The sequence below is a fragment of the Shinella fusca genome, assembly GCF_014203155.1.
Taxonomy (GTDB): Bacteria; Pseudomonadota; Alphaproteobacteria; order Rhizobiales; family Rhizobiaceae; genus Shinella; species Shinella fusca.
This window is the reverse complement of record NZ_JACHIK010000003.1, coordinates 80,970-99,339: the sequence shown is the minus strand read 5'-3', so window position 1 is coordinate 99,339 and position 18,370 is coordinate 80,970. Positions and strand designations below refer to the sequence as shown.

General features: G+C 66.0%; 21 protein-coding genes and 1 riboswitch. Of the genes, 10 read left to right on the top strand and 11 right to left on the bottom strand.

Annotated features, from left to right (window positions below; all coding sequences use genetic code 11):
- The first annotated feature begins 33 nt into the window (after positions 1–33).
- From HNQ66_RS04990 to sugE, 6 genes are all read left to right on the top strand, one after another.
- Positions 34–471, top strand: coding sequence for a GNAT family N-acetyltransferase (locus tag HNQ66_RS04990; protein ID WP_184142221.1), 438 nt, complete (start codon positions 34–36; stop codon positions 469–471).
- Between the two features lie 75 nt (positions 472–546).
- On the top strand, positions 547–1,011 hold the full coding sequence (locus HNQ66_RS04985) for a hypothetical protein (protein WP_184141510.1): 465 nt from the start codon (positions 547–549) through the stop codon (positions 1,009–1,011).
- Between the two features lie 28 nt (positions 1,012–1,039).
- The gene (locus tag HNQ66_RS04980) at positions 1,040–1,519 is read left to right on the top strand and encodes a YaiI/YqxD family protein (protein WP_184141508.1); all 480 of its coding nucleotides are present in this window, start codon (positions 1,040–1,042) and stop codon (positions 1,517–1,519) included.
- Positions 1,516–2,172, top strand: coding sequence for a DUF1345 domain-containing protein (locus HNQ66_RS04975; protein WP_184141506.1), 657 nt, complete (start codon positions 1,516–1,518; stop codon positions 2,170–2,172). The genes HNQ66_RS04980 and HNQ66_RS04975 overlap by 4 nt, the downstream gene beginning before the upstream one ends.
- A 17-nt stretch (positions 2,173–2,189) precedes the next feature.
- A complete protein-coding gene (gene fghA / locus HNQ66_RS04970; RefSeq protein ID WP_184141504.1) occupies positions 2,190–3,023 on the top strand; it encodes an S-formylglutathione hydrolase in 834 nt (277 codons plus the stop codon).
- 156 nt (positions 3,024–3,179) lie between these two features.
- Positions 3,180–3,494 (top strand): quaternary ammonium compound efflux SMR transporter SugE, encoded by a 315-nt coding sequence (sugE, locus tag HNQ66_RS04965; RefSeq protein WP_184141502.1) that lies wholly within the window; start codon positions 3,180–3,182, stop codon positions 3,492–3,494.
- On the opposite strand, the gene HNQ66_RS04960 is transcribed toward sugE, so the two are convergent.
- The 6 genes from HNQ66_RS04960 to HNQ66_RS04935 all read right to left on the bottom strand — a co-directional run bounded on the left by HNQ66_RS04960 (position 3,491) and on the right by HNQ66_RS04935 (position 8,231).
- Positions 3,491–3,880 (bottom strand): DoxX family protein, encoded by a 390-nt coding sequence (locus HNQ66_RS04960; RefSeq protein ID WP_184141500.1) that lies wholly within the window; start codon positions 3,878–3,880, stop codon positions 3,491–3,493. The two genes, sugE and HNQ66_RS04960, sit on opposite strands and share 4 nt — an antisense overlap.
- A gap of 20 nt (positions 3,881–3,900) precedes the next feature.
- Complete coding sequence (locus HNQ66_RS04955; RefSeq protein WP_184141498.1) at positions 3,901–5,433, bottom strand: acyl-CoA carboxylase subunit beta; 1,533 nt, start codon at positions 5,431–5,433, stop codon at positions 3,901–3,903.
- Positions 5,434–5,515: 82 nt separating this feature from the next.
- Entirely contained in the window at positions 5,516–6,304 is a 789-nt protein-coding gene (locus HNQ66_RS04950; protein ID WP_184141496.1) for an ATP12 family chaperone protein, read from the bottom strand.
- Positions 6,297–6,962: an HAD-IA family hydrolase gene (locus HNQ66_RS04945; protein WP_184141494.1), complete on the bottom strand. Its 666-nt coding sequence runs from the start codon at positions 6,960–6,962 to the stop codon at positions 6,297–6,299. Before HNQ66_RS04945 ends, HNQ66_RS04950 begins: the two co-directional genes overlap by 8 nt.
- Complete coding sequence (locus HNQ66_RS04940) at positions 6,962–7,948, bottom strand: RluA family pseudouridine synthase (protein WP_184141492.1); 987 nt, start codon at positions 7,946–7,948, stop codon at positions 6,962–6,964. Before HNQ66_RS04940 ends, HNQ66_RS04945 begins: the two co-directional genes overlap by 1 nt.
- A 46-nt stretch (positions 7,949–7,994) precedes the next feature.
- Positions 7,995–8,231 (bottom strand): Lrp/AsnC ligand binding domain-containing protein, encoded by a 237-nt coding sequence (locus HNQ66_RS04935; protein WP_024271053.1) that lies wholly within the window; start codon positions 8,229–8,231, stop codon positions 7,995–7,997.
- A 210-nt stretch (positions 8,232–8,441) separates the two neighbouring features.
- Here HNQ66_RS04935 and HNQ66_RS04930 point away from each other — a divergent pair, with 210 nt between their 5' ends.
- The 4 genes from HNQ66_RS04930 (at position 8,442) to gcvP (ending at position 13,651) form a co-directional block, all read left to right on the top strand.
- Complete coding sequence (locus HNQ66_RS04930; protein WP_184141490.1) at positions 8,442–8,729, top strand: hypothetical protein; 288 nt, start codon at positions 8,442–8,444, stop codon at positions 8,727–8,729.
- A 141-nt stretch (positions 8,730–8,870) separates the two neighbouring features.
- Positions 8,871–8,958: riboswitch (glycine riboswitch) on the top strand.
- Between the two features lie 155 nt (positions 8,959–9,113).
- Positions 9,114–10,253 (top strand): glycine cleavage system aminomethyltransferase GcvT, encoded by a 1,140-nt coding sequence (gcvT, locus tag HNQ66_RS04925; protein WP_184141489.1) that lies wholly within the window; start codon positions 9,114–9,116, stop codon positions 10,251–10,253.
- Positions 10,254–10,427: 174 nt separating this feature from the next.
- Positions 10,428–10,790 carry a glycine cleavage system protein GcvH gene (gcvH, locus tag HNQ66_RS04920; RefSeq protein ID WP_184141487.1) on the top strand — a complete coding sequence of 121 codons (363 nt, stop codon included), beginning with the start codon at positions 10,428–10,430 and terminating at the stop codon, positions 10,788–10,790.
- Positions 10,790–13,651 carry an aminomethyl-transferring glycine dehydrogenase gene (gcvP, locus tag HNQ66_RS04915; RefSeq protein ID WP_184141485.1) on the top strand — a complete coding sequence of 954 codons (2,862 nt, stop codon included), beginning with the start codon at positions 10,790–10,792 and terminating at the stop codon, positions 13,649–13,651. The genes gcvH and gcvP overlap by 1 nt, the downstream gene beginning before the upstream one ends.
- Positions 13,652–13,845: 194 nt before the next feature.
- Here gcvP and HNQ66_RS04910 read toward each other — a convergent pair whose 3' ends face one another.
- From HNQ66_RS04910 to HNQ66_RS04890, 5 genes are all read right to left on the bottom strand, one after another.
- Positions 13,846–14,226 (bottom strand): response regulator, encoded by a 381-nt coding sequence (locus HNQ66_RS04910; RefSeq protein ID WP_184141483.1) that lies wholly within the window; start codon positions 14,224–14,226, stop codon positions 13,846–13,848.
- A 2-nt stretch (positions 14,227–14,228) separates the two neighbouring features.
- Positions 14,229–16,109, bottom strand: coding sequence for an ATP-binding protein (locus HNQ66_RS04905; protein ID WP_184141481.1), 1,881 nt, complete (start codon positions 16,107–16,109; stop codon positions 14,229–14,231).
- A gap of 113 nt (positions 16,110–16,222) precedes the next feature.
- Positions 16,223–16,612 (bottom strand): Fe-S cluster assembly scaffold SufA, encoded by a 390-nt coding sequence (gene sufA / locus HNQ66_RS04900; RefSeq protein WP_184141479.1) that lies wholly within the window; start codon positions 16,610–16,612, stop codon positions 16,223–16,225.
- Between the two features lie 112 nt (positions 16,613–16,724).
- Positions 16,725–17,105, bottom strand: coding sequence for an SUF system Fe-S cluster assembly protein (locus HNQ66_RS04895; protein WP_184141477.1), 381 nt, complete (start codon positions 17,103–17,105; stop codon positions 16,725–16,727).
- Positions 17,106–17,117: 12 nt separating this feature from the next.
- Entirely contained in the window at positions 17,118–18,356 is a 1,239-nt protein-coding gene (locus HNQ66_RS04890; RefSeq protein WP_184141475.1) for a cysteine desulfurase, read from the bottom strand.
- Between the last annotated feature and the right edge of the window lie 14 nt (positions 18,357–18,370).

The following is an 18,370-nucleotide window of genomic DNA, read 5'->3' as shown; positions in this document are numbered from 1 at the left end:
GCGGCACCCGCCTACAGCGTCGACGTGCGGAGGATGGACGCGTTCTCCGCCGCCGAGCTCTATGCGCTCCTCAAGCTGCGCGTGGACGTCTTCGTCGTCGAGCAGGCCTGCGCCTATCCCGAGCTGGACGGCTGGGATGAAGAGGCGCTGCACCTTCGCCTGCTGGTCGGCGGCGATACGGCCGGCTATGCGCGGCTCTTCCGGCCGGACGGCGAGCCGCCGCGCATCGGCCGGGTCGTCGTCGCGCCCGGTTACCGGGGAAAAGGCCTCGGCGAGGTGCTGATGCGCGAGGCGATCGGCGCCTGCGAGGCGCATTTCCCCGGCGCGCCCATCGCGCTTTCCGCGCAGAGCCATCTCGAAGGCTTCTACCGCGCCCTCGGCTTTGCGCCGACGTCGGAAGAATATGTCGAGGACGGCATTCCCCATATCGACATGCTGCGCCCTGCCGAAAGGCATCCGCAAACCGCCTGATCCGGTGTAAAAGGACGGGAGAGACGGAGCGGTCATTCAAGGGGGACAGCCATGACCATCGCGAGAAAGCCGGGAATGCAGGGCAGACGCATCGCCGCCGCCACCCTTTTCGCGGCGGCCGGCCTGTTGCCGTGGCAGGCGCTCGCGGGACCGGAGGGCACCTATGCCATGACCGGCACCAATCCCGGCGACCACAGTCCCTACAAGGGCGTGGTCGAGGTGCGCAGGACCGGCGAGACCTATGCCGTCACCTGGCGCTTCGGGAAGGACGAGACACACGGCATCGGCACGCTGGCGGCCGGCTCGGACCGCACCTTCGCCGTCAGCTACGACGCCGGCAAGAGCCACGGCATCGCGCTCTACGAGCTCCAGGGTGACGGGTCGTGGTCGGGGGTCTGGTCCAGCATGAAGGGAAAGGCGCTCGGCACGGAGCTCTGGCGCCCGAACGACGGCAGAAAGTCCGCGACGACCGCGAAAAGCACCGCCAACGTGCCCGCCAGCGCCGCGACGCCCGACGGCAAGGGCGCCGCGCGGCGGTGACGGCGGAAAAGGAAAACGAGCGGAGCGGATGACAGAAAGCCTTCCAACCATCTATGTCGATGCCGACGCCTGCCCGGTGAAGCCGGAAATCCTCAAGGTTGCGGAACGGCACGGCCTGCCGGTGACCTTCGTCGCCAATTCCGGCCTGCGGCCGTCCCGCGATCCGATGGTGCGCAACGTCATCGTTTCCGGCGCCTTCGACGCGGCGGACGACTGGATCGCGGAGAATGTGCGCGAGGGCGACATCGTCGTGACCGCCGACGTGCCGCTTGCCGGGCGCACGGTCGCCGCCGGCGCCCATGTCACCGGCCCGACCGGACGGCTCTTCGACAAGGCGAACATCGGCATGGCGAGCGCCATGCGCGATCTCGGCGCGCACCTGCGCGAGACCGGCGAAAGCAAGGGCTACAACGCCGCGTTCTCGCCGCGCGACCGCTCCGCCTTCCTCGAAACGCTCGATCGCCTTTGCCGCCGCGCGAAGACGGCGCCCGGCAGGTCGGCGCCATGAAGGCCGATCCCGGACCCAGGACCTTCGGCCGGCACCTGCCGTTCTATGTCGGCCTCGCCGCATCCGCGGTCGCGCTTGCCGTCGCCCTCTGGCTGAAGCCGCTGTTCGCCGTCGACATCGCGGCCAACACCTTCTTCCTGTGCTATCTCGGGCTGACGGCGGTACGCCTGCCGCACCTGACGGCCGCCTATCTCGAACACTACGCGACGGATACCGACGAGCCGGCCGCCATCATCTTCACTGTCACCTTCGCGGCCGTCGCCATTTCCATGGGCTCGCTCTTCGTGGTGCTGAACCGGCCGAACGCGACGGGCCTGGAATTCACGCTCGCCTTCTCCTCGGTCGCCCTCGGCTGGCTGACGATCCACACGATGGCCGCCATCCACTACGCCCATATCTACTGGCGGCCCGGCAGCACGGAGGCGAGCACCGATGCCGGCCGCGGCCTCGACTTTCCCGGCAAGGCCCCGCCGGACGCCTACGATTTCCTCTATTTCGCCTTCGTGATCGGCATGACGGCGCAGACCTCGGACGTCGCGATCACCGCCACCGACATGCGCAAGATCAATCTCGTGCACGCGGTCGTCTCCTTCTTCTTCAACACGGTGCTTGTGGCGGCCGCGGTCAATGCCGCCGTGGCGCTCGCATCCTGAAACAACCGGAGTTTTCCATGAAAGTGCTTTCCCAGAACACGGCCTTCGGCGGCATGCAGGGCGTCTTCGCCCATGACTCCGAAGCCTGCAAATGCGAGATGACCTTTGCCGTCTTCGTGCCGCCGCAGGCAATCCGCGAGCCGCGCCCGGTGCTCTGGTATCTCTCCGGCCTCACCTGCACCCACGCCAATGTGATGGAAAAGGGCGAATACCGCCGCATGGCCGCCGAACTCGGCCTCATCGTCGTCTGCCCGGATACCAGCCCGCGCGGCAACGACGTGCCGGACGAATTGACCAACTGGCAGATGGGCAAGGGCGCCGGCTTCTACCTCGACGCCACCGAGGAGCCCTGGGCGGAAAACTACCAGATGTACAGCTATGTCACGGAGGAGCTGCCGAATTTCGTCAGCCAGCACTTCCGCATGGACATGGACCGGCAGGGCATCTTCGGCCATTCGATGGGCGGCCATGGCGCGATGACCATCGCGCTGAAGAACCCGGACCGCTTCAGGAGCTGCTCGGCCTTCGCCCCCATCGTCGAGCCCTCGACCGCCGACTGGTCCGTGCCCGCCTTCGAGAAATACCTCGGCACGGACAGGGCGAAATGGCGTGAATACGATGCCTGCGCGCTCGTCGCCGACGGCGCCCGCTTCCCGGAATTCCTGATCGACCAGGGCAAGGCGGACGGCTTCCTCGAAAACGGCCTTCGCCCCTGGCTCTTCGAGGAGGCGGTGAAGGGCACCGGCATCGACGTGACGCTGCGCATGCACGAGCGCTACGACCATTCCTACTACTTCATCTCGACCTTCATGGACGATCACCTGAAATGGCACGCCGAGCGCCTTGGGTGAGAACGGATATGGCGGGGGCGCATGGCTGGCATGCCGCCCCTGCCCTTGCGACCACAGCGCGGATGAACGATAGTCCACTCCGGTAGACGGCTACCGCCGGAACGATCCGGTCACGATCGCGGGGACGGCCTCGCTCCTTGAAACGGAGTAGGCAGAATGCCCTGGATCCTTCTCACCCTTGCCGGCCTCTTTGAAATCGGCTGGGCCATCGGCCTCAAATATACCGACGGCTTCACCAAGCCCCTTCCGACGGCGCTCACCGCCGGCTCCATGCTGGTCAGCATCGTGCTTCTCGGCCTTGCCGTGAAGACGCTGCCCATGGGCACGGCCTATGCGGTCTGGACCGGCATCGGCACGGTCGGCACCGTCATCCTCGGCATAGTCCTCTTCGCCGAGCCGGCGACGGCGATGCGCCTCGGCTGCATCGCGCTCATCGTCACCGGCATCCTCGGCCTGAAGTTCGTCGCCTAACTGCGGCGGCCGTTGTCGAGCGCGAAGGCGCCCGGCCCCGCTGCCGTGAGGTACAGGAAGACGAAGCAGAAGAGGACCGCGGCATCGCCGCGGTTGTTGATCGGAAAGAAGCTCTGCGGCGCATGCGCCATGAAATAGGCGACCGCCATGAAGCCGCAGAGCACGAAGGCGACCGGCCGCGTGAAGAGACCGATGAGGATCAGCACGCCGCCGACGACCTCCAGCACGCCCGCCACGCCAAGGATGTTCATCAGGTCGCCGAAGGGCTGCTCGGCCGGCGGGAAATCGATGAATTTCTGCGTGCCGTGCTCGATGAAGAGCAGCGCCGCCACGATACGGAGCGCGGCGAGCGCCTGCGGGCGGTAGGCGGAAAGGCGATCGAACATCGGGAAATCCTCCTTGCGGTTCAAAGCGGAATGTTGTCGTGCTTCTTCCAGGGGTTTTCGAGATCCTTGTTGCGCAGGAGCCTGAGCGCCCGCGCGATGCGCTTGCGCGTGGAATGCGGCATGATCACCTCGTCGATATAGCCGCGCTCGGCCGCGACGAACGGCGAGAGGAAACGATCCTCGTACATTTTCGTATGTGCGGCGATCTTCTCCGGGTCGGCGATGTCCTTGCGGAAGATGATCTCGACCGCCCCCTTGGCGCCCATCACCGCGATCTGCGCCGTCGGCCAGGCATAATTGATGTCGCCGCGCAGGTGTTTCGACGCCATCACGTCATAGGCCCCGCCATAGGCTTTGCGCGTGATCAGCGTCACCTTCGGCACGGTCGCCTCGGCAAAGGCGAAGAGCAGCTTGGCCCCGTGCTTGATGAGGCCGCCATATTCCTGAGCCGTCCCCGGCAGGAAGCCCGGCACGTCGACGAAGGTGACGACGGGAATGCCGAAGCAGTCGCAGAAGCGCACGAAGCGCGCCGCCTTGCGGCTGGCATCCGAATCGAGCACGCCCGCCAGCACCATCGGCTGGTTGGCGACGAAGCCGACCGTCGCCCCCTCGATGCGGCCGAAGCCGCAGACGATGTTCTTCGCAAAGCTCTCCTGGATCTCGAAGAAATCGCCCTCGTCGACGGTCTTTGCGATCAGTTCCTTGATGTCGTAGGGCTTGTTAGCGTTCGCCGGCACGAGCGTGTCGAGCGAGGCGTCCGTCTCCTCCACCGACTGGAAGCACTCGATCTCCGGCACGGGCGAGGTGTTGGACTGCGGCAGGAAGTCGATGAGGCGGCGCACCTGCAGCAGCGCGTCGACATCGTTATCATAGGCTCCGTCGGCGATGGAGGATTTCGTCGTGTGGACGGAGGCGCCGCCGAGCTCTTCCGCCGTGACCGTCTCGTTGGTGACGGTCTTCACGACGTCCGGGCCGGTCACGAACATGTAGGACGTGTCGCGCACCATGAAGATGAAATCGGTCATGGCCGGCGAATAGACGTCGCCGCCCGCGCACGGCCCCATGATGACGGAAATCTGCGGGATGACGCCGGAGGCGAGCACGTTGCGCTGGAAGACCTCGGCATAGCCGCCGAGCGCGGCGACGCCCTCCTGGATGCGCGCGCCGCCCGCATCGTAAAGGCCGACGATCGGCGCGCGGTTCTTCAGCGCCATGTCCTGGACCTTCATGATCTTCTGGGCGTGGGTCTCGGAAAGCGAGCCGCCGAAGACGGTGAAGTCCTTGGCGAAGACGAAGACGGTGCGCCCGTTCACCGTGCCCCAGCCGGTGACGACGCCGTCGCCGGCGATCTTCGTCTTCTCCATGCCGAAATCCGTCGAGCGGTGCTCGACGAACATGTCGAATTCCTCGAAGGAGCCCTCGTCCAGGAACACCTCGATGCGTTCGCGCGCGGTCAGCTTGCCGCGCTTGTGCTGCGCATCGATACGGGCGGCGCCGCCGCCCATGCGGGCGCGCTCGCGCCGGGCTTCCAGTTCGTGGAGAATTTCCTTCATGGTCCCTCGGTTCCTCCCGTTTCGACAATGACTTAACATGCGAAACGGGGGGCTTGAAGAGGACCGTTCTAGATAGATCGTCTCAGGCGCGCGGGACCTCGGCGAGCACCGCGGCGGCGACGTTCATTTCCGCGCGGCGCAGTTCCCGGCGGCGGAAGGCCTCCTCGTCCGTGCCCCATTGCTCGATCTGCCAGTCCTCGTCGACATGGGCGAGCGTCCAGGCGGTCTCGGCATCGATCACGCCCTCGGCGAGCGCCAGCGCCAGCAGCGCCGAGCCGGTCAGCGTCGTGACGGTGTGGAGGCACGCGAGCGCCAGCGGATCGCGCCAGCCGGAAAGCGCGGAGGCGAAAGCCTCGACGGCCCGCGCAGGCTGTTCCTGGTGCATGACGCCCTCGACGAGGATGAAGCGCGCGCCCTTGGCCTCGGCCGCCCAGCGCAGGATCGGGTCCCAGCCCTCGCGCTGGCGCTCGACGAGGCCAGCCGGCGAATCCGCGCGGTAGCAGAGCATGTCCGTACCGGCGAAGCGCACGATCTCGTCGAAGACGGCGTCGAAATTGCCGGCAACGCCGTCGATGGCGGTGTTGACGAGGCGCGTCACCGGCATCGTCGCCGGGTCGATCTCCTCGCCCTGCCCGTCCCATTCGGCCTTCAGCCGGTCGGCGATGGCCTGCGAGGGCACGGCCAGTAGCTTCTTGACCGGCGTGCGCACCGGGCGCCCGTCGATGAGGATGCGGTAGCCCTCGTCCGTCCGGTCGGTCGAGACCTCCTTGTAGAAGCGCTTCGGCAGCGGCCGCTTCATCTGGATCTGCGCGCGGCGCACCGGATCGGGATCGCTCATCGCATCGGAAAGGTCGCTCAGAATGTCACGCATCGGAAATCTCCAGCCATTCGAGAAGGTCGGCGGGCGTGCGAAGGATGTGGTCCGCGCCGGCCTCGACGAGTTCGGGCACAGAGGCATAGCCCCAGGAAACGCCGATCGCCGAAGCGCCGGCCGCCTTCGCCATCTGCATATCGTAAATCGCATCGCCGATGACAACCGTGCGGGCCGCATCGACGCCCGCCTCGCTGCAGCATTCCATGACCATGGCCGGATGCGGCTTGGAGGGGCAGTCGTCCGCCGTGCGCGAGACGAAGAACGTCTTGTCGAAGCCGTGCGCGGCGCGGATGAGATCGAGGCCGCGGCGGGATTTGCCGGTGACGGCGCCGAGGATCAGGTCGTCCTCGCGCTCCAGCCGCGCCATCATGGCGTCGATGCCGGGAAAGAGCGGCTCCTGGAAGCCGGGTTCGGCGCGCACGCCGGAGAAGGTCGCCTTGTAGTGCGCCGTCATCGCCAGCGCCTCCTCGTCGACATGCGGCTTGCCCTGCATGCGGGCGATGGCGATGTCGAGCGTCAGGCCGATGATCGCCTTGGTCTCGGAAACGTCCGGTCGCATATAGCCGAAATCGACGAAGGTGCGCGCCATGACCTCGTGGATCAGCTTCGCGCTGTCGACCAGCGTGCCGTCGCAATCGAAGAGGACGAGGCGCATCAGTCTTCCTCGTCCGCCGCGTTCTGGTCGAAGCCGAAGAGGTTCCAGGTCTGCACCATGTGCGGCGGCAGCGGCGCGGTCACGCGCAGGCGCCCGCCGGAGGGGTGCGGGATGTCGATATGGCGGGCATGGAGATGCAGGCGGTTCTGCACGCCACCCGGAAACGCCCAGTTGGTATCCGCGTCGAAATATTTCGGATCGCCGAGGATCGGGTGGCCGATATGGGCGGCGTGGACGCGAAGCTGGTGCGTGCGCCCCGTATAGGGCTCCATCTCCAGCCAGGCGAAGTTCTGCCCGGCCTGCTCGACGACGCGGTAGAAGGAGACGGCATGGTCCGCCCCGTCTTCGCCGTGCCTGGCGATGCGCATGCGGTCGCCGTCCGGCGTCTGCTCCTTGACGAGCCAGGTGGAGATCTTGTCCTCGCGCTTCTTCGGCACGCCCTTGACCAGCGACCAGTAGGTCTTCTTGGTGTCGCGCTCGCGGAAGGCGGCGGTGAGCTTCTGCGCCGCGCCGCGCGTGCGGGCGATGACGAGGACGCCCGAGGTGTCGCGGTCGAGCCGGTGCACGAGGCGCGGCTTCTCGCCCTTCTGGCTCGTCCAGGCCTCCAGCATCTTGTCGATGTGCCGGGTGACGCCCGAGCCGCCCTGCACGGCGATGCCGGCCGGCTTGTTGAGCACGAAGACCTTGTCGTCCTCGTGCAGCAGCATGCGGGAGAGGAGCTCGCCGTCCGGGGAATGCTTCAGGTCGCGGCCGGCGATGGGGCCGGATTTCTTCGCATCCACCTCCATCGGGGGAATGCGGATCGTCTGGCCGGGCTGCACGCGCGTGTCGCTCTTGGCGCGCCCGCCGTCGATGCGCACCTGCCCGGAGCGCAGCAATTTCTGGAGCTGGCCGAAGCCGAGGCCCGGGTAATGGACCTTGAACCAGCGGTCGAGGCGCATGCCCGCCTCGTCGCCTTCCACCTGCTTGTGTTCGATGCCTGCCATCTTCGCCTTCTTTCGTTGCGCCGCTCTTAGCGCAAGAACGAAGGAATTAGAAGGCGCGGAAGGTCAGCGTCGTCAGCGAGCGCACGATGCCCGGAATGGAGGCGACATGGTCGTTGATGAACTTGCCGATATCCTCCTCGCTGTCGACATAGATCTTCAGGAGGAGATCGTAGTCGCCGCTGGTGGAGTAGAGCTCCGAAATGAGTTCCGTAGCGTAAAGCGCATCGGCCACCTCGTAGGTCTTGCCCGGAGCACATTGCAATTGCACGAAAATCGGCTTCATCGGTCCTCCCGCGCCATCGGCGGCATCATGATCGGCCGCGACTCCGGCGGCTTTCTTCGCCTCTTATGGCGGAATTGAGGGGGCAAAGGCAAGGCCGGCCGCGCCACCGGAGAACCGTTAAAATTCGATGAAAATGCAACCCTTGCGTTTCATTTCCAGGTAAGCCGCAACTGTTAAATTCGATAAACCAAACAAACCCGTTGAAGCGCCATGACCCAGATCGTGACAGTCTCGCCGACCACAGCCGCCTATGCCTCCCAGGGCATGCGGTCGAACACGCGCACCGGCACGCTGTTCGAGGAGCGCATCCATGCCTGGAGCGAGGATGCCAGGACCCGGGGCGACGCGCATGTCGTCGCCGTGCTCAACGTCATCCATCCGCCGGCCCTCGCGCTCGCGCTGATCACGGCGCCGAACGAGACGCCGCAGGTGACGGTCGCCGAGGCGCAGCGCCTCTATGAGGAGAACGGCGGAACCGCCGTAACCGAGCCCGCCTGATCCTCTCGAAGAACAGCCGTCCTCCAACTTTGCAAGCCCCCTTTCCGGGGGCTTTCTTTTGTCCCTTTTCTCGAACGACAAAAATTTGTTCGAGAGCGACGCCGCCTCTTGCCAAAATATGGGCGAGGCCGTTATCTGGAGCCGACCTCGCTGGGAGAAACCGGGCAAATCCGGTGCCGAAGGAGCAACCGCCCCGGAAACTCTCAGGCAAAAGGACCAGCAAGGTGCCGTCGGAACTCTGGAGAGAAGCGCGAAAGCGCTCGCCGAAGGGATAACAATCTCAGGCGAAGGGACAGAGGGGGCTCAGGCAAAACGGCGCGTTCGCGCCGAAAGTGTGAGCCGGCGCCCGAGGAGAAAGGGCGCCAAGGACTTGGAGGGCGCCTTTTGGACGTATCGTCTGATCTCAAGAAAACCCCGCTTCATGCGCTGAACCTGTCGCTCGGCGCCCGCATGGTGCCGTTCGCCGGCTATGAAATGCCGGTGCAATATGCGGCCGGCGTGATGAAGGAACACCTGCACACCCGCGCGGCCGCCGGCCTCTTCGACGTGTCGCACATGGGCCAGGTGACCGTGCGCGCCCGCTCCGGCGACAATGCGGACGCGGCCCGCGCGCTGGAAACGCTGGTGCCGGTGGATGTCGCCGGCCTTCCTGAAGGCCGCCAGCGCTATGCCCTCTTCACCAATGACGAGGGCGGCATCCTCGACGACCTGATGATCGCCAACCGCGGCGACCATTTCTACGTGGTCGTCAACGCCGCCTGCAAGGAGGCGGATTTCGCCCATATGCGGGCGAAGATCGGCGAGGCCTGCGAGCTGACGCTGCACGACGACCGCGCCCTCGTCGCCCTGCAAGGCCCGCGCGCCGAGGCGGTGCTGGCCGAATTGTGGGCCGATATCTCCTCCATGCGCTTCATGGACGTGCGGGCCTGCGACCTGCACGATGCCGGCTGCATCGTCTCGCGCTCCGGCTACACCGGCGAGGACGGCTTCGAGATCTCCATTCCGGCCGACCTTGCCGAAACGGTCTGTTGCCGCCTGCTCGACCATCCGGACGTGCTGCCGATCGGCCTCGGCGCCCGCGATTCGCTGCGCCTCGAAGCCGGCCTATGCCTCTACGGCAACGACATCGATACCGGCACGACGCCGGTGGAAGCCGGCCTCGAATGGGCGATCCAGAAGGCCCGCCGCAGGGGGGGTGCGCGCGAAGGCGGTTTCCCCGGCGCATCCGTCATCCTCGACCAGCTCGAAAACGGCCCGGAGCGCCGCCGCGTCGGCCTCAGGGCCGAGGGCCGCGCGCCCGTGCGCGCCGGCGCGGTGCTCGCCACCGATCCGGAAGGCGAGGACGTCGTCGGCACGGTGACCTCCGGCGGCTTCGGCCCCAATGTCGACGGCCCCGTCGCCATGGGCTACGTCGCGACCGCCTCGGCCGAGCCCGGCACGCCGCTCTATGCCGGCGTGCGCGGAAAATTCCTGCCCGTCACCGTAGCCGCCATGCCCTTCGTCAAGAACACCTTCAAGCGCTGACCCCATGACCGTCCCGGCCGAGCCATCGCCCCTCACCCCAGCCCTCTCCCCGCAAGCGGGGCGAGGGAGCGGAAGCGGCGCGGCAAGCCTCCTTCGCCCCGCCTGCGGGGAGAAGGTGCCGGCAGGCGGATGAGGGGCAACCCCGAACCATTCCATTCCGAGAGAGGAACAACCATGCTGAAATTCACCGAAGAACACGAGTGGCTGAAGATCGAGGGCGATGTCGCGACCGTCGGCATCACGACCCACGCGGCCGAACAGCTCGGCGACCTGGTCTTCGTCGAGCTGCCGGACGTCGGCGCCACCTTCGAGAAGGGCGGCGATGCGGCCACCGTGGAGAGCGTCAAGGCGGCCTCCGACGTCTATTGCCCGCTCGACGGCGAGATCGTCGAGGTCAACGAGGCGATCACCGCCGATCCCTCCCTCGTCAACTCCGACCCGCAGGGCGCCGGCTGGTTCTTCAAGCTGAAGCTCGCCAACAAGGCCGATGCCGACGGCCTGATGGACGAAGCCGCCTACAAGGAGCTTGTCGGCTGATGAACCTGCCCAAGGACTTCGCCTTTACCGATTACCAGCCCTACGATTTCGCCAACCGCCGCCATATCGGCCCCTCGCCGAAGGAAATGGAGGCGATGCTGAAGGTGATCGGCTATGACAGCCTCGACGCGCTGATCGACGACACCGTGCCGAAATCGATCCGCCAGCAAAAGCCGCTCGAATGGGGCGCGCCGATGACCGAGCGCGAGGCGCTCGACAAGCTGCGCGAGACCGCCAACCGCAACAGGAAGCTCGTCTCGCTGATCGGCCAGGGCTACTACGGCACGATCACGCCGCCGGTCATCCAGCGCAACATCCTGGAGAGCCCCGCCTGGTACACGGCCTATACGCCCTACCAGCCGGAGATCAGCCAGGGGCGCCTGGAAGCGCTCATCAACTACCAGACCATGGTGTGCGACCTCACCGGCCTCGACGTCGCCAATGCCTCGCTGCTCGACGAGGCGACCGCCGCCGCCGAAGCGATGGCAATGGCGCAGCGCGTCGCGAAATCCAAGGCGACCGCCTTCTTCGTCGACGAGAACTGCCACCCGCAGACGATCGCTCTGCTGAAGACCCGCTCCGAACCGCTCGGCTGGACCATCGTCGTCGGCGATCCCTTCACCGATCTCGACCCCGTCGACGTCTTCGGCGCGATCTTCCAGTATCCCGGCACCTACGGCCATGTGCGCGATTTCTCGGGTCTCATCGCCCGCCTGCACCAGACCGGCGCCATCGCCGTCATGGCGGCCGATCCGCTGGCACTCGCGCTCCTCAAGTCGCCCGGCGACATGGATGCGGACATCGCCATCGGCTGTACCCAGCGCTTCGGCGTGCCGGTCGGCTACGGCGGGCCGCATGCGGCCTATATGGCGGTCAAGGACGCCTACAAGCGCTCCATGCCCGGCCGCCTCGTCGGCGTGTCCATCGATGCCCGCGGCAACCGTGCCTATCGCCTGTCGCTCCAGACGCGCGAGCAGCATATCCGCCGCGAGAAGGCGACGTCGAACATCTGCACCGCGCAGGTGCTGCTCGCCGTCATGGCCTCGATGTATGCGGTCTTCCACGGCCCGCAGGGCCTGAAGGCGATTGCCCAGAGCGTGCACCAGAAGACGGTGCTCCTTGCCAAGGGCCTCGAAAAGCTCGGCTATACCGTCGAGCCGGAGGTCTTCTTCGACACGATCACCGTGCATGTCGGCAAGCTGCAGGGCATCATCCTGAAAGCGGCGGTGGCCGAAGAGGTGAATCTGCGCAGGATCGGCGACGACCGCATCGGCATCAGCCTCGACGAGCGTTCGCGCCCCGTCACGCTGGAGGCCGTCTGGCGCGCCTTCGGCGGCAATTTCGAGATCGCCGAGTTCGAGCCGGACTATCGCCTGCCGGAAGACCTGCTGCGCACCAGCGAATACCTGACGCATCCGATCTTCCACATGAACCGCGCGGAAAGCGAGATGGTGCGCTACATCCGCCGCCTCTCGGACCGGGACCTTGCGCTCGACCGGGCGATGATCCCGCTCGGCTCCTGCACGATGAAGCTGAACGCGACCGCGGAAATGCTGCCGATCACCTGGCCGGAATTTTCCGAGATCCACCCCTTCGTGCCGGCCGACCAGGCCGAGGGCTATCGCCACCTCATCGAGGACCTGTCGCACAAGCTCTGCGACATCACCGGCTACGACGCGGTTTCCATGCAGCCGAATTCGGGCGCGCAGGGCGAATATGCCGGCCTCCTGACGATCCGCGCCTATCACCTCGCCAACGGCGACGCGCATCGCGACGTCTGCCTCATCCCGACTTCCGCGCACGGCACCAACCCCGCCTCCGCGCAGATGGCCGGCATGAAGGTCGTCGTCGTGAAGGTCTCGGAGAACGGCGACATCGACATGGACGATTTCCGCGCGAAGGCAGAGCAACACGCGGAAAACCTCTCCTGCTGCATGATCACCTATCCCTCCACGCACGGCGTCTTCGAGGAGAACGTGCGCGAGGTCTGCGAGATCGTGCACAGGCACGGCGGCCAGGTCTACATGGACGGCGCGAACATGAACGCCATGGTCGGCCTTGCCCGCCCCGGCGACATCGGCTCGGATGTCTCGCACCTCAACCTCCACAAGACCTTCTGCATTCCGCACGGCGGCGGCGGGCCGGGCATGGGGCCGATCGGCGTGAAGGCGCATCTTGCGCCCTACCTGCCGACGAGCCCGACCACCGGGGAAGCCGGCGCGGTCTCGGCCGCCCCCTTCGGCTCGGCCTCCATCCTGCCGATCTCCTGGAGCTACTGCCTGATGATGGGCGGCGAAGGCCTGACGCAGGCGACGAAGGTGGCGATCCTCAACGCCAACTACATCGCCGCCCGCCTCAAGGGCGCCTATGACGTGCTCTATGCTTCCTCCAAGGGCCGCGTGGCGCATGAATGCATCATCGACACGCGCCCGCTCGCGGCGAGCGCGGGCGTTACGGTCGACGACGTCGCCAAGCGCCTCATCGACAGCGGCTTCCACGCGCCGACCATGAGCTGGCCGGTTGCCGGCACGCTGATGATCGAGCCGACCGAATCGGAGACCAAGGCGGAGATCGACCGCTTCTGCGAGGCGATGCTGGCGATCCGCGAGGAGGCCCGCGCCATCGAGGAAGGCCGGATGGACCGGGAGAACAACCCGCTCAAGAATGCCCCGCATACGGTGGAAGACCTCGTCGGCGAATGGGATCGTCCCTATTCGCGCGAGCAGGCCTGCTACCCGCCGGGCGCCTTCCGCGTCGACAAGTACTGGTCGCCGGTCAACCGCGTCGACAACGTCTACGGCGACCGTAACCTCGTCTGCTCCTGCCCGCCGCTGGAGGACTACGCGGAAGCGGCCGAGTAGCTGTTCCCGGGGGGGTATGTCTTACCCGCTTCCTCCTCTGCCGTCATCCTCGGGCTTGACCCGAGGATCCACATTCGAGGCGTGTCGGCGGATGGATGGTCGGGTCAAGCCCGACCATGACGAAGGAGAGGTGAGCAGGCCTTACCCCGGCCGATACCATCGGCCGGGGTTTTCCGTTGCGGGCAGGGATGGGATCAGGGCGCGACGGCGACGTCCACCCAGAAGCGGGTGAAACCCTCGGCAAAGGCGCGGTAGCCGCTCAGGGTCGAGGGCTTGACCGCATAGGCGTTCGCGCCGTTCTCGTAGGCGCGGTTCACATCGGCGACGTTCGAGGAGGAGGACAGCATGATCACCGGCGTCACGGCGGTACGCGTGCGCCCGCGCAGGCGCTTCAGGAGGTCCACGCCGCTCGTGCCGGGCATGTTGATGTCGAGGAGGATATAGTCGAAGGCTTCCGCATCGAGCCGGTCACTGGCAGCCTCGGCATCGGCGACATGGGTGATCTCGACCTTGTTGCCGGCATCGCTGAAGGCCCGCATCACGAAGCGGACGTCCACCGGGTCGTCGTCGACCACGATCAGTCTTCTGACCGAACTTCCCACGATCGCTCCCCTTTCGGCTTCACGGGTTGCGGAAACGTCACGACGAAGCGTGCGCCCGGACCATAGGCCGTGTCAAGCGCGATCGCGCCGTTGTGGCTCTCGACGATCCGGCGCGCCAGCGCAAGGCCGAGGCCGGTGCCCTGGTAAATCGACTCGTCCCGGTGAAGCCTTTGGAAGACCTCGAAAATCCGCTCGATATATTGCGGGTCGATGCCGATCCCCTCGTCTTCCACGACAAGTCGGATGTTCTCCCCGTCCTCCCGGCAGTAGATCCGGACCTTCGGCGCCTCGCCGGGGCGGCAATATTTCAGCGCGTTGCCGATGAGGTTCTGCGCAAGGCGCTTCAGGAGCTCCTGGTCGCCCATGATCTCGGGCAGCGGAGCGACCTCGACGGTGCCGCCGCATTCCTGCAACTGGCCCTCCAGCAGCGTCAGCGCCTCGCGCATCACGCCGGACAGCGCAACAGGCTTCGGCACGACGATGCGATAGGCGATCTGCGAGAATTCGAGCAGGCTGTCGATGATGCGCCGCATGCGCGCGGCGCTCTTGCGCACATGGTCGGCATAGTGCGGCAGTTCGTCGAACGCGCCGCGGTGCACGTCCTCCGAGATCATCTCGGCGAACATGGAAAGATGCCTCAGCGGCGCCTTGAGATCGTGCGAGACGGTGGCGGTGAACTGGTCGAGCGCCTCGTTCTTGCGGCGAAGCTCGTTCGTCTGGGCCTCCACCTGGCGCTGCTGGCGCTTGGCCTCGGTGACGTCGCGGCCGACGCTGACGACCTCGCTGACGCCCTTCCCGTCGAAGATCGCCACGGCCGTCCACAGCATCCACATCTCCTCGCCATCCGGCCCGTCGATGCAGATCTCCTGCGTGCGCACCGGCGCTTCGCGCGTGTAGTTGGCGATGTCGGTCAGGGAGGCCGTCTGCTCCGGGGCGCAGGCGATGTCCGGCAGGTACTTTCCGATCAGCTCATCCGTCGTCGAGCCGACGAAATTGGCGTATTTGTCGTTCGCGAAGCGGATGGCGAGATGCCTGTCGAAGCGCAGGATCATGTCGGGCAGGATTTGCAGCAGCGAAAGATATTCGCGCCGCTTCTCCTCCAGCGCCGCCTCCGTGCGCTTCAACTCGGAAATGTCGACGCGCGTGGCGACGATATCGCCCGTCTCGGCGACCCGGCTCTCGCCGCGGATCCACCGGCCCTTGCCGAATTCGAAGACCGTCCCGTCGCCGTCGGTGTTGCGGTGGCTTTCAAGGCGTGCGCGCACCAGCGCCTCGGCCTCCGGTGTTCCCTCGCCGATGCCCGGAAACCGGCCGGCGGAAATGCAGGCGCGGGTGATGGCCTCGAGCGTCGCCCCGACCCGCACGGCATCGCGCGCCTCTCCGCACCGATCCTTGTACGAGCGGTTGAACATGACGAGCCGGTCCTCCCGGTCGAAGATCGCAAAGCCCTCCGTCATGGTGTCGAGCGCGGCGGCGATGCGCTGGCCGAGCAGGATATCCTCGCCATGGCTGCCGCCGCTGAGAAGACTGCGCAGCAGCAGCGCATAGTGCGGGCCGCCGGGATGATCGCCCTCGACGGGGATGACATGGGCGGTCGCCTCGAAATGCGAGCCGTTGTCGTGGCGGAAGACGAAGGGATGGGCGTTCTCGCGGCCCGTGGCGGCGCGGCGGCTGAGGATGTCGGCGGCCTCCGCCCCGTCGAGCACCGGCAGGACGGTGACGGCATCGCCGCCGTCCTGCTTCCAGCCGAAGGTGCGCGCGGCGGCGGCATTGTGCGAGACGACATGCGCCTTGTCGTCCACGATGACGACGGGGAACGGCAGATCACGATAAAGGGATGCGGCAAAGCCGGTCATCGCTCGCGCCCCTCCCGGGCGATCACTCCGGCACGACCCTTTCATGCCGGCAGCGGGAGACTAGCAAAAGCGGCGGCGAAAGGAAGAGCAAGTTGAGGGGCTTTCCGCCCCTCTCAGGTGCGCACCACCGGCTGGCCGGCGGCGGCAAGGGCCGCAAGGTCGGCCGGCTTCAGCTCGACCGATTCGCCGCAGCCGCAGGCGGACGTCTGGTTCGGGTTGTTGAAGGTGAAGCCGGAGCGCAGCGTCGTCACCTCGAAATCCATCTGCGTGCCGAGGAGATAGAGCACGGCTTCCGGCGCGACCCAGACGCGGGCGCCGTTGAGCTCGATCAGGTCGTCCTTGGCATTGGGCTCGGTGACGAGGTCGATGGAATATTCCATCCCCGCGCAACCGCCCTTCTTGATGCCGACGCGGATGCCTTTGGCCTCGCCGCCCGCATTGTCGACGATCGCCTTGACGCGGTCCGCCGCGGCATTCGTGAGTGTCATGACTGCAAAGGCCATGGATCGTTTCTCCTTCGCCGGCCGGGTTCAAGGCCCGGCGGCTTGCGAATCCGAATCTAGTATCGCCGGGCTGACGGATCAAGTAACGGCGTCGGGGCGCTTGCCCCTCGCCTCAATACCAGCCGACGGCGACCTGCGCCTCTTCCGACATGCGGTCCGGGGTCCACGGCGGGTCGAAGGTCATGCTGACCTCGACGCCTGAGACGCCCTCGACAGCACCGACCGCATTCTCCACCCAGCCCGGCATCTCGCCGGCGACGGGGCAGCCGGGGGCCGTCAGCGTCATGTCGATCTTGACCATGCGGTCGTCCTCGATATCGATCTTGTAGATCAGGCCGAGCTCGAAGATGTCCGCGGGGATTTCCGGGTCGTAGACCGTCTTCAGCGCGGAGATGATATCGTCGGAAAGGCGGGCCAGTTCGTCGGCCGGGATCGCCGAATGGACGATGCCGTCGCGGACATCGATCTTGTCTTCCGTTGCGTCGAGGGACATGGGTCCACCTCCTCAGGCAAAGAATTTTCGCGCGTGGTCGAGCGCATCGGCCAAGGCATCGACTTCGGCGCGCGTGTTGTACATGCCGAACGATGCCCGGCATGTGGAGGTAACGCCGAAGCGTTTCAAGAGCGGCTGGGCGCAATGGGTGCCGGCGCGTACCGCGACCCCCTGCCGGTCGATGACCATCGACACGTCATGGGCATGGATGCCTTCCAGCTCGAAGGAGAAGATCGAGCCCTTGCCCTCGGCCGTGCCGAAGATACGCAGCGAATTGATCGCCGAAAGCCGTTCATGGGCGTAGTCGCGCAGGTCCGCCTCATGGGCGGAGATCGCCGCGCGGCCGATCTTTTCCATATAGTCCAGCGCATAGCCGAGGCCGATCGCCTGGACGATCGGCGGCGTGCCGGCCTCGAAGCGGTGCGGCGGATCGTTGTAGGTGACGATGTCCTCCGTCACGTCGACGATCATCTCGCCGCCGCCCTGGAAAGGTTGCATCTCCTTGAGCCGGTCCATCTTGCCGTAGAGCACGCCGATGCCCGAGGGGCCGTAGAGTTTGTGGCCGGTCATCACGTACCAGTCGCAATCGATGTCGCGCACGTCCACCGGCATGTGCACGGCGCCCTGCGAGCCGTCGACCAGCACCGGAATGCCGCGCTCGCGGGCGATGCGGCAGATCTCCTTGACCGGCACGACGGTGCCGAGCGCATTCGACATATGCGTGATGGCGATGAGCTTGGTGCGCTCGGTGAGGCACTTTTCGAAGTCCTCGATATGGAACGCACCCGTCTCGTCCACCGGCGCCCAGACGAGCTTGGCGCCCTTGCGCTCGCGGATGAAATGCCACGGCACGATGTTGGAATGGTGCTCCATGATCGATAGGACGATCTCGTCGCCCTCGCCGAGCTTGGCCATGCCGTAGCCGTAGGCGACCGTGTTGATCGCCTCCGTCGAGGATTTCGTGAAGACGATCTCGTCGACCGAGGCGGCGTTCAGGAAACGGCGCACCTTCTCGCGCGCCGCCTCATAGGCGTCGGTGGCGGCATTGGACAGGAAGTGAAGGCCGCGATGCACATTGGCGTATTCGTTGGAATAGGCGTTCGCGATCGCGTCGATGACCACCTGCGGCTTCTGCGCAGAGGCACCGTTGTCGAGATAGACCAGCGGTTTGCCGTAGACCGTTTTCGACAGGATCGGGAAATCCTTGCGGATCGCCTCGACGTCATAGGCCTTTGCGGGTGCATGTTCCATCTCGTCTTCCTATC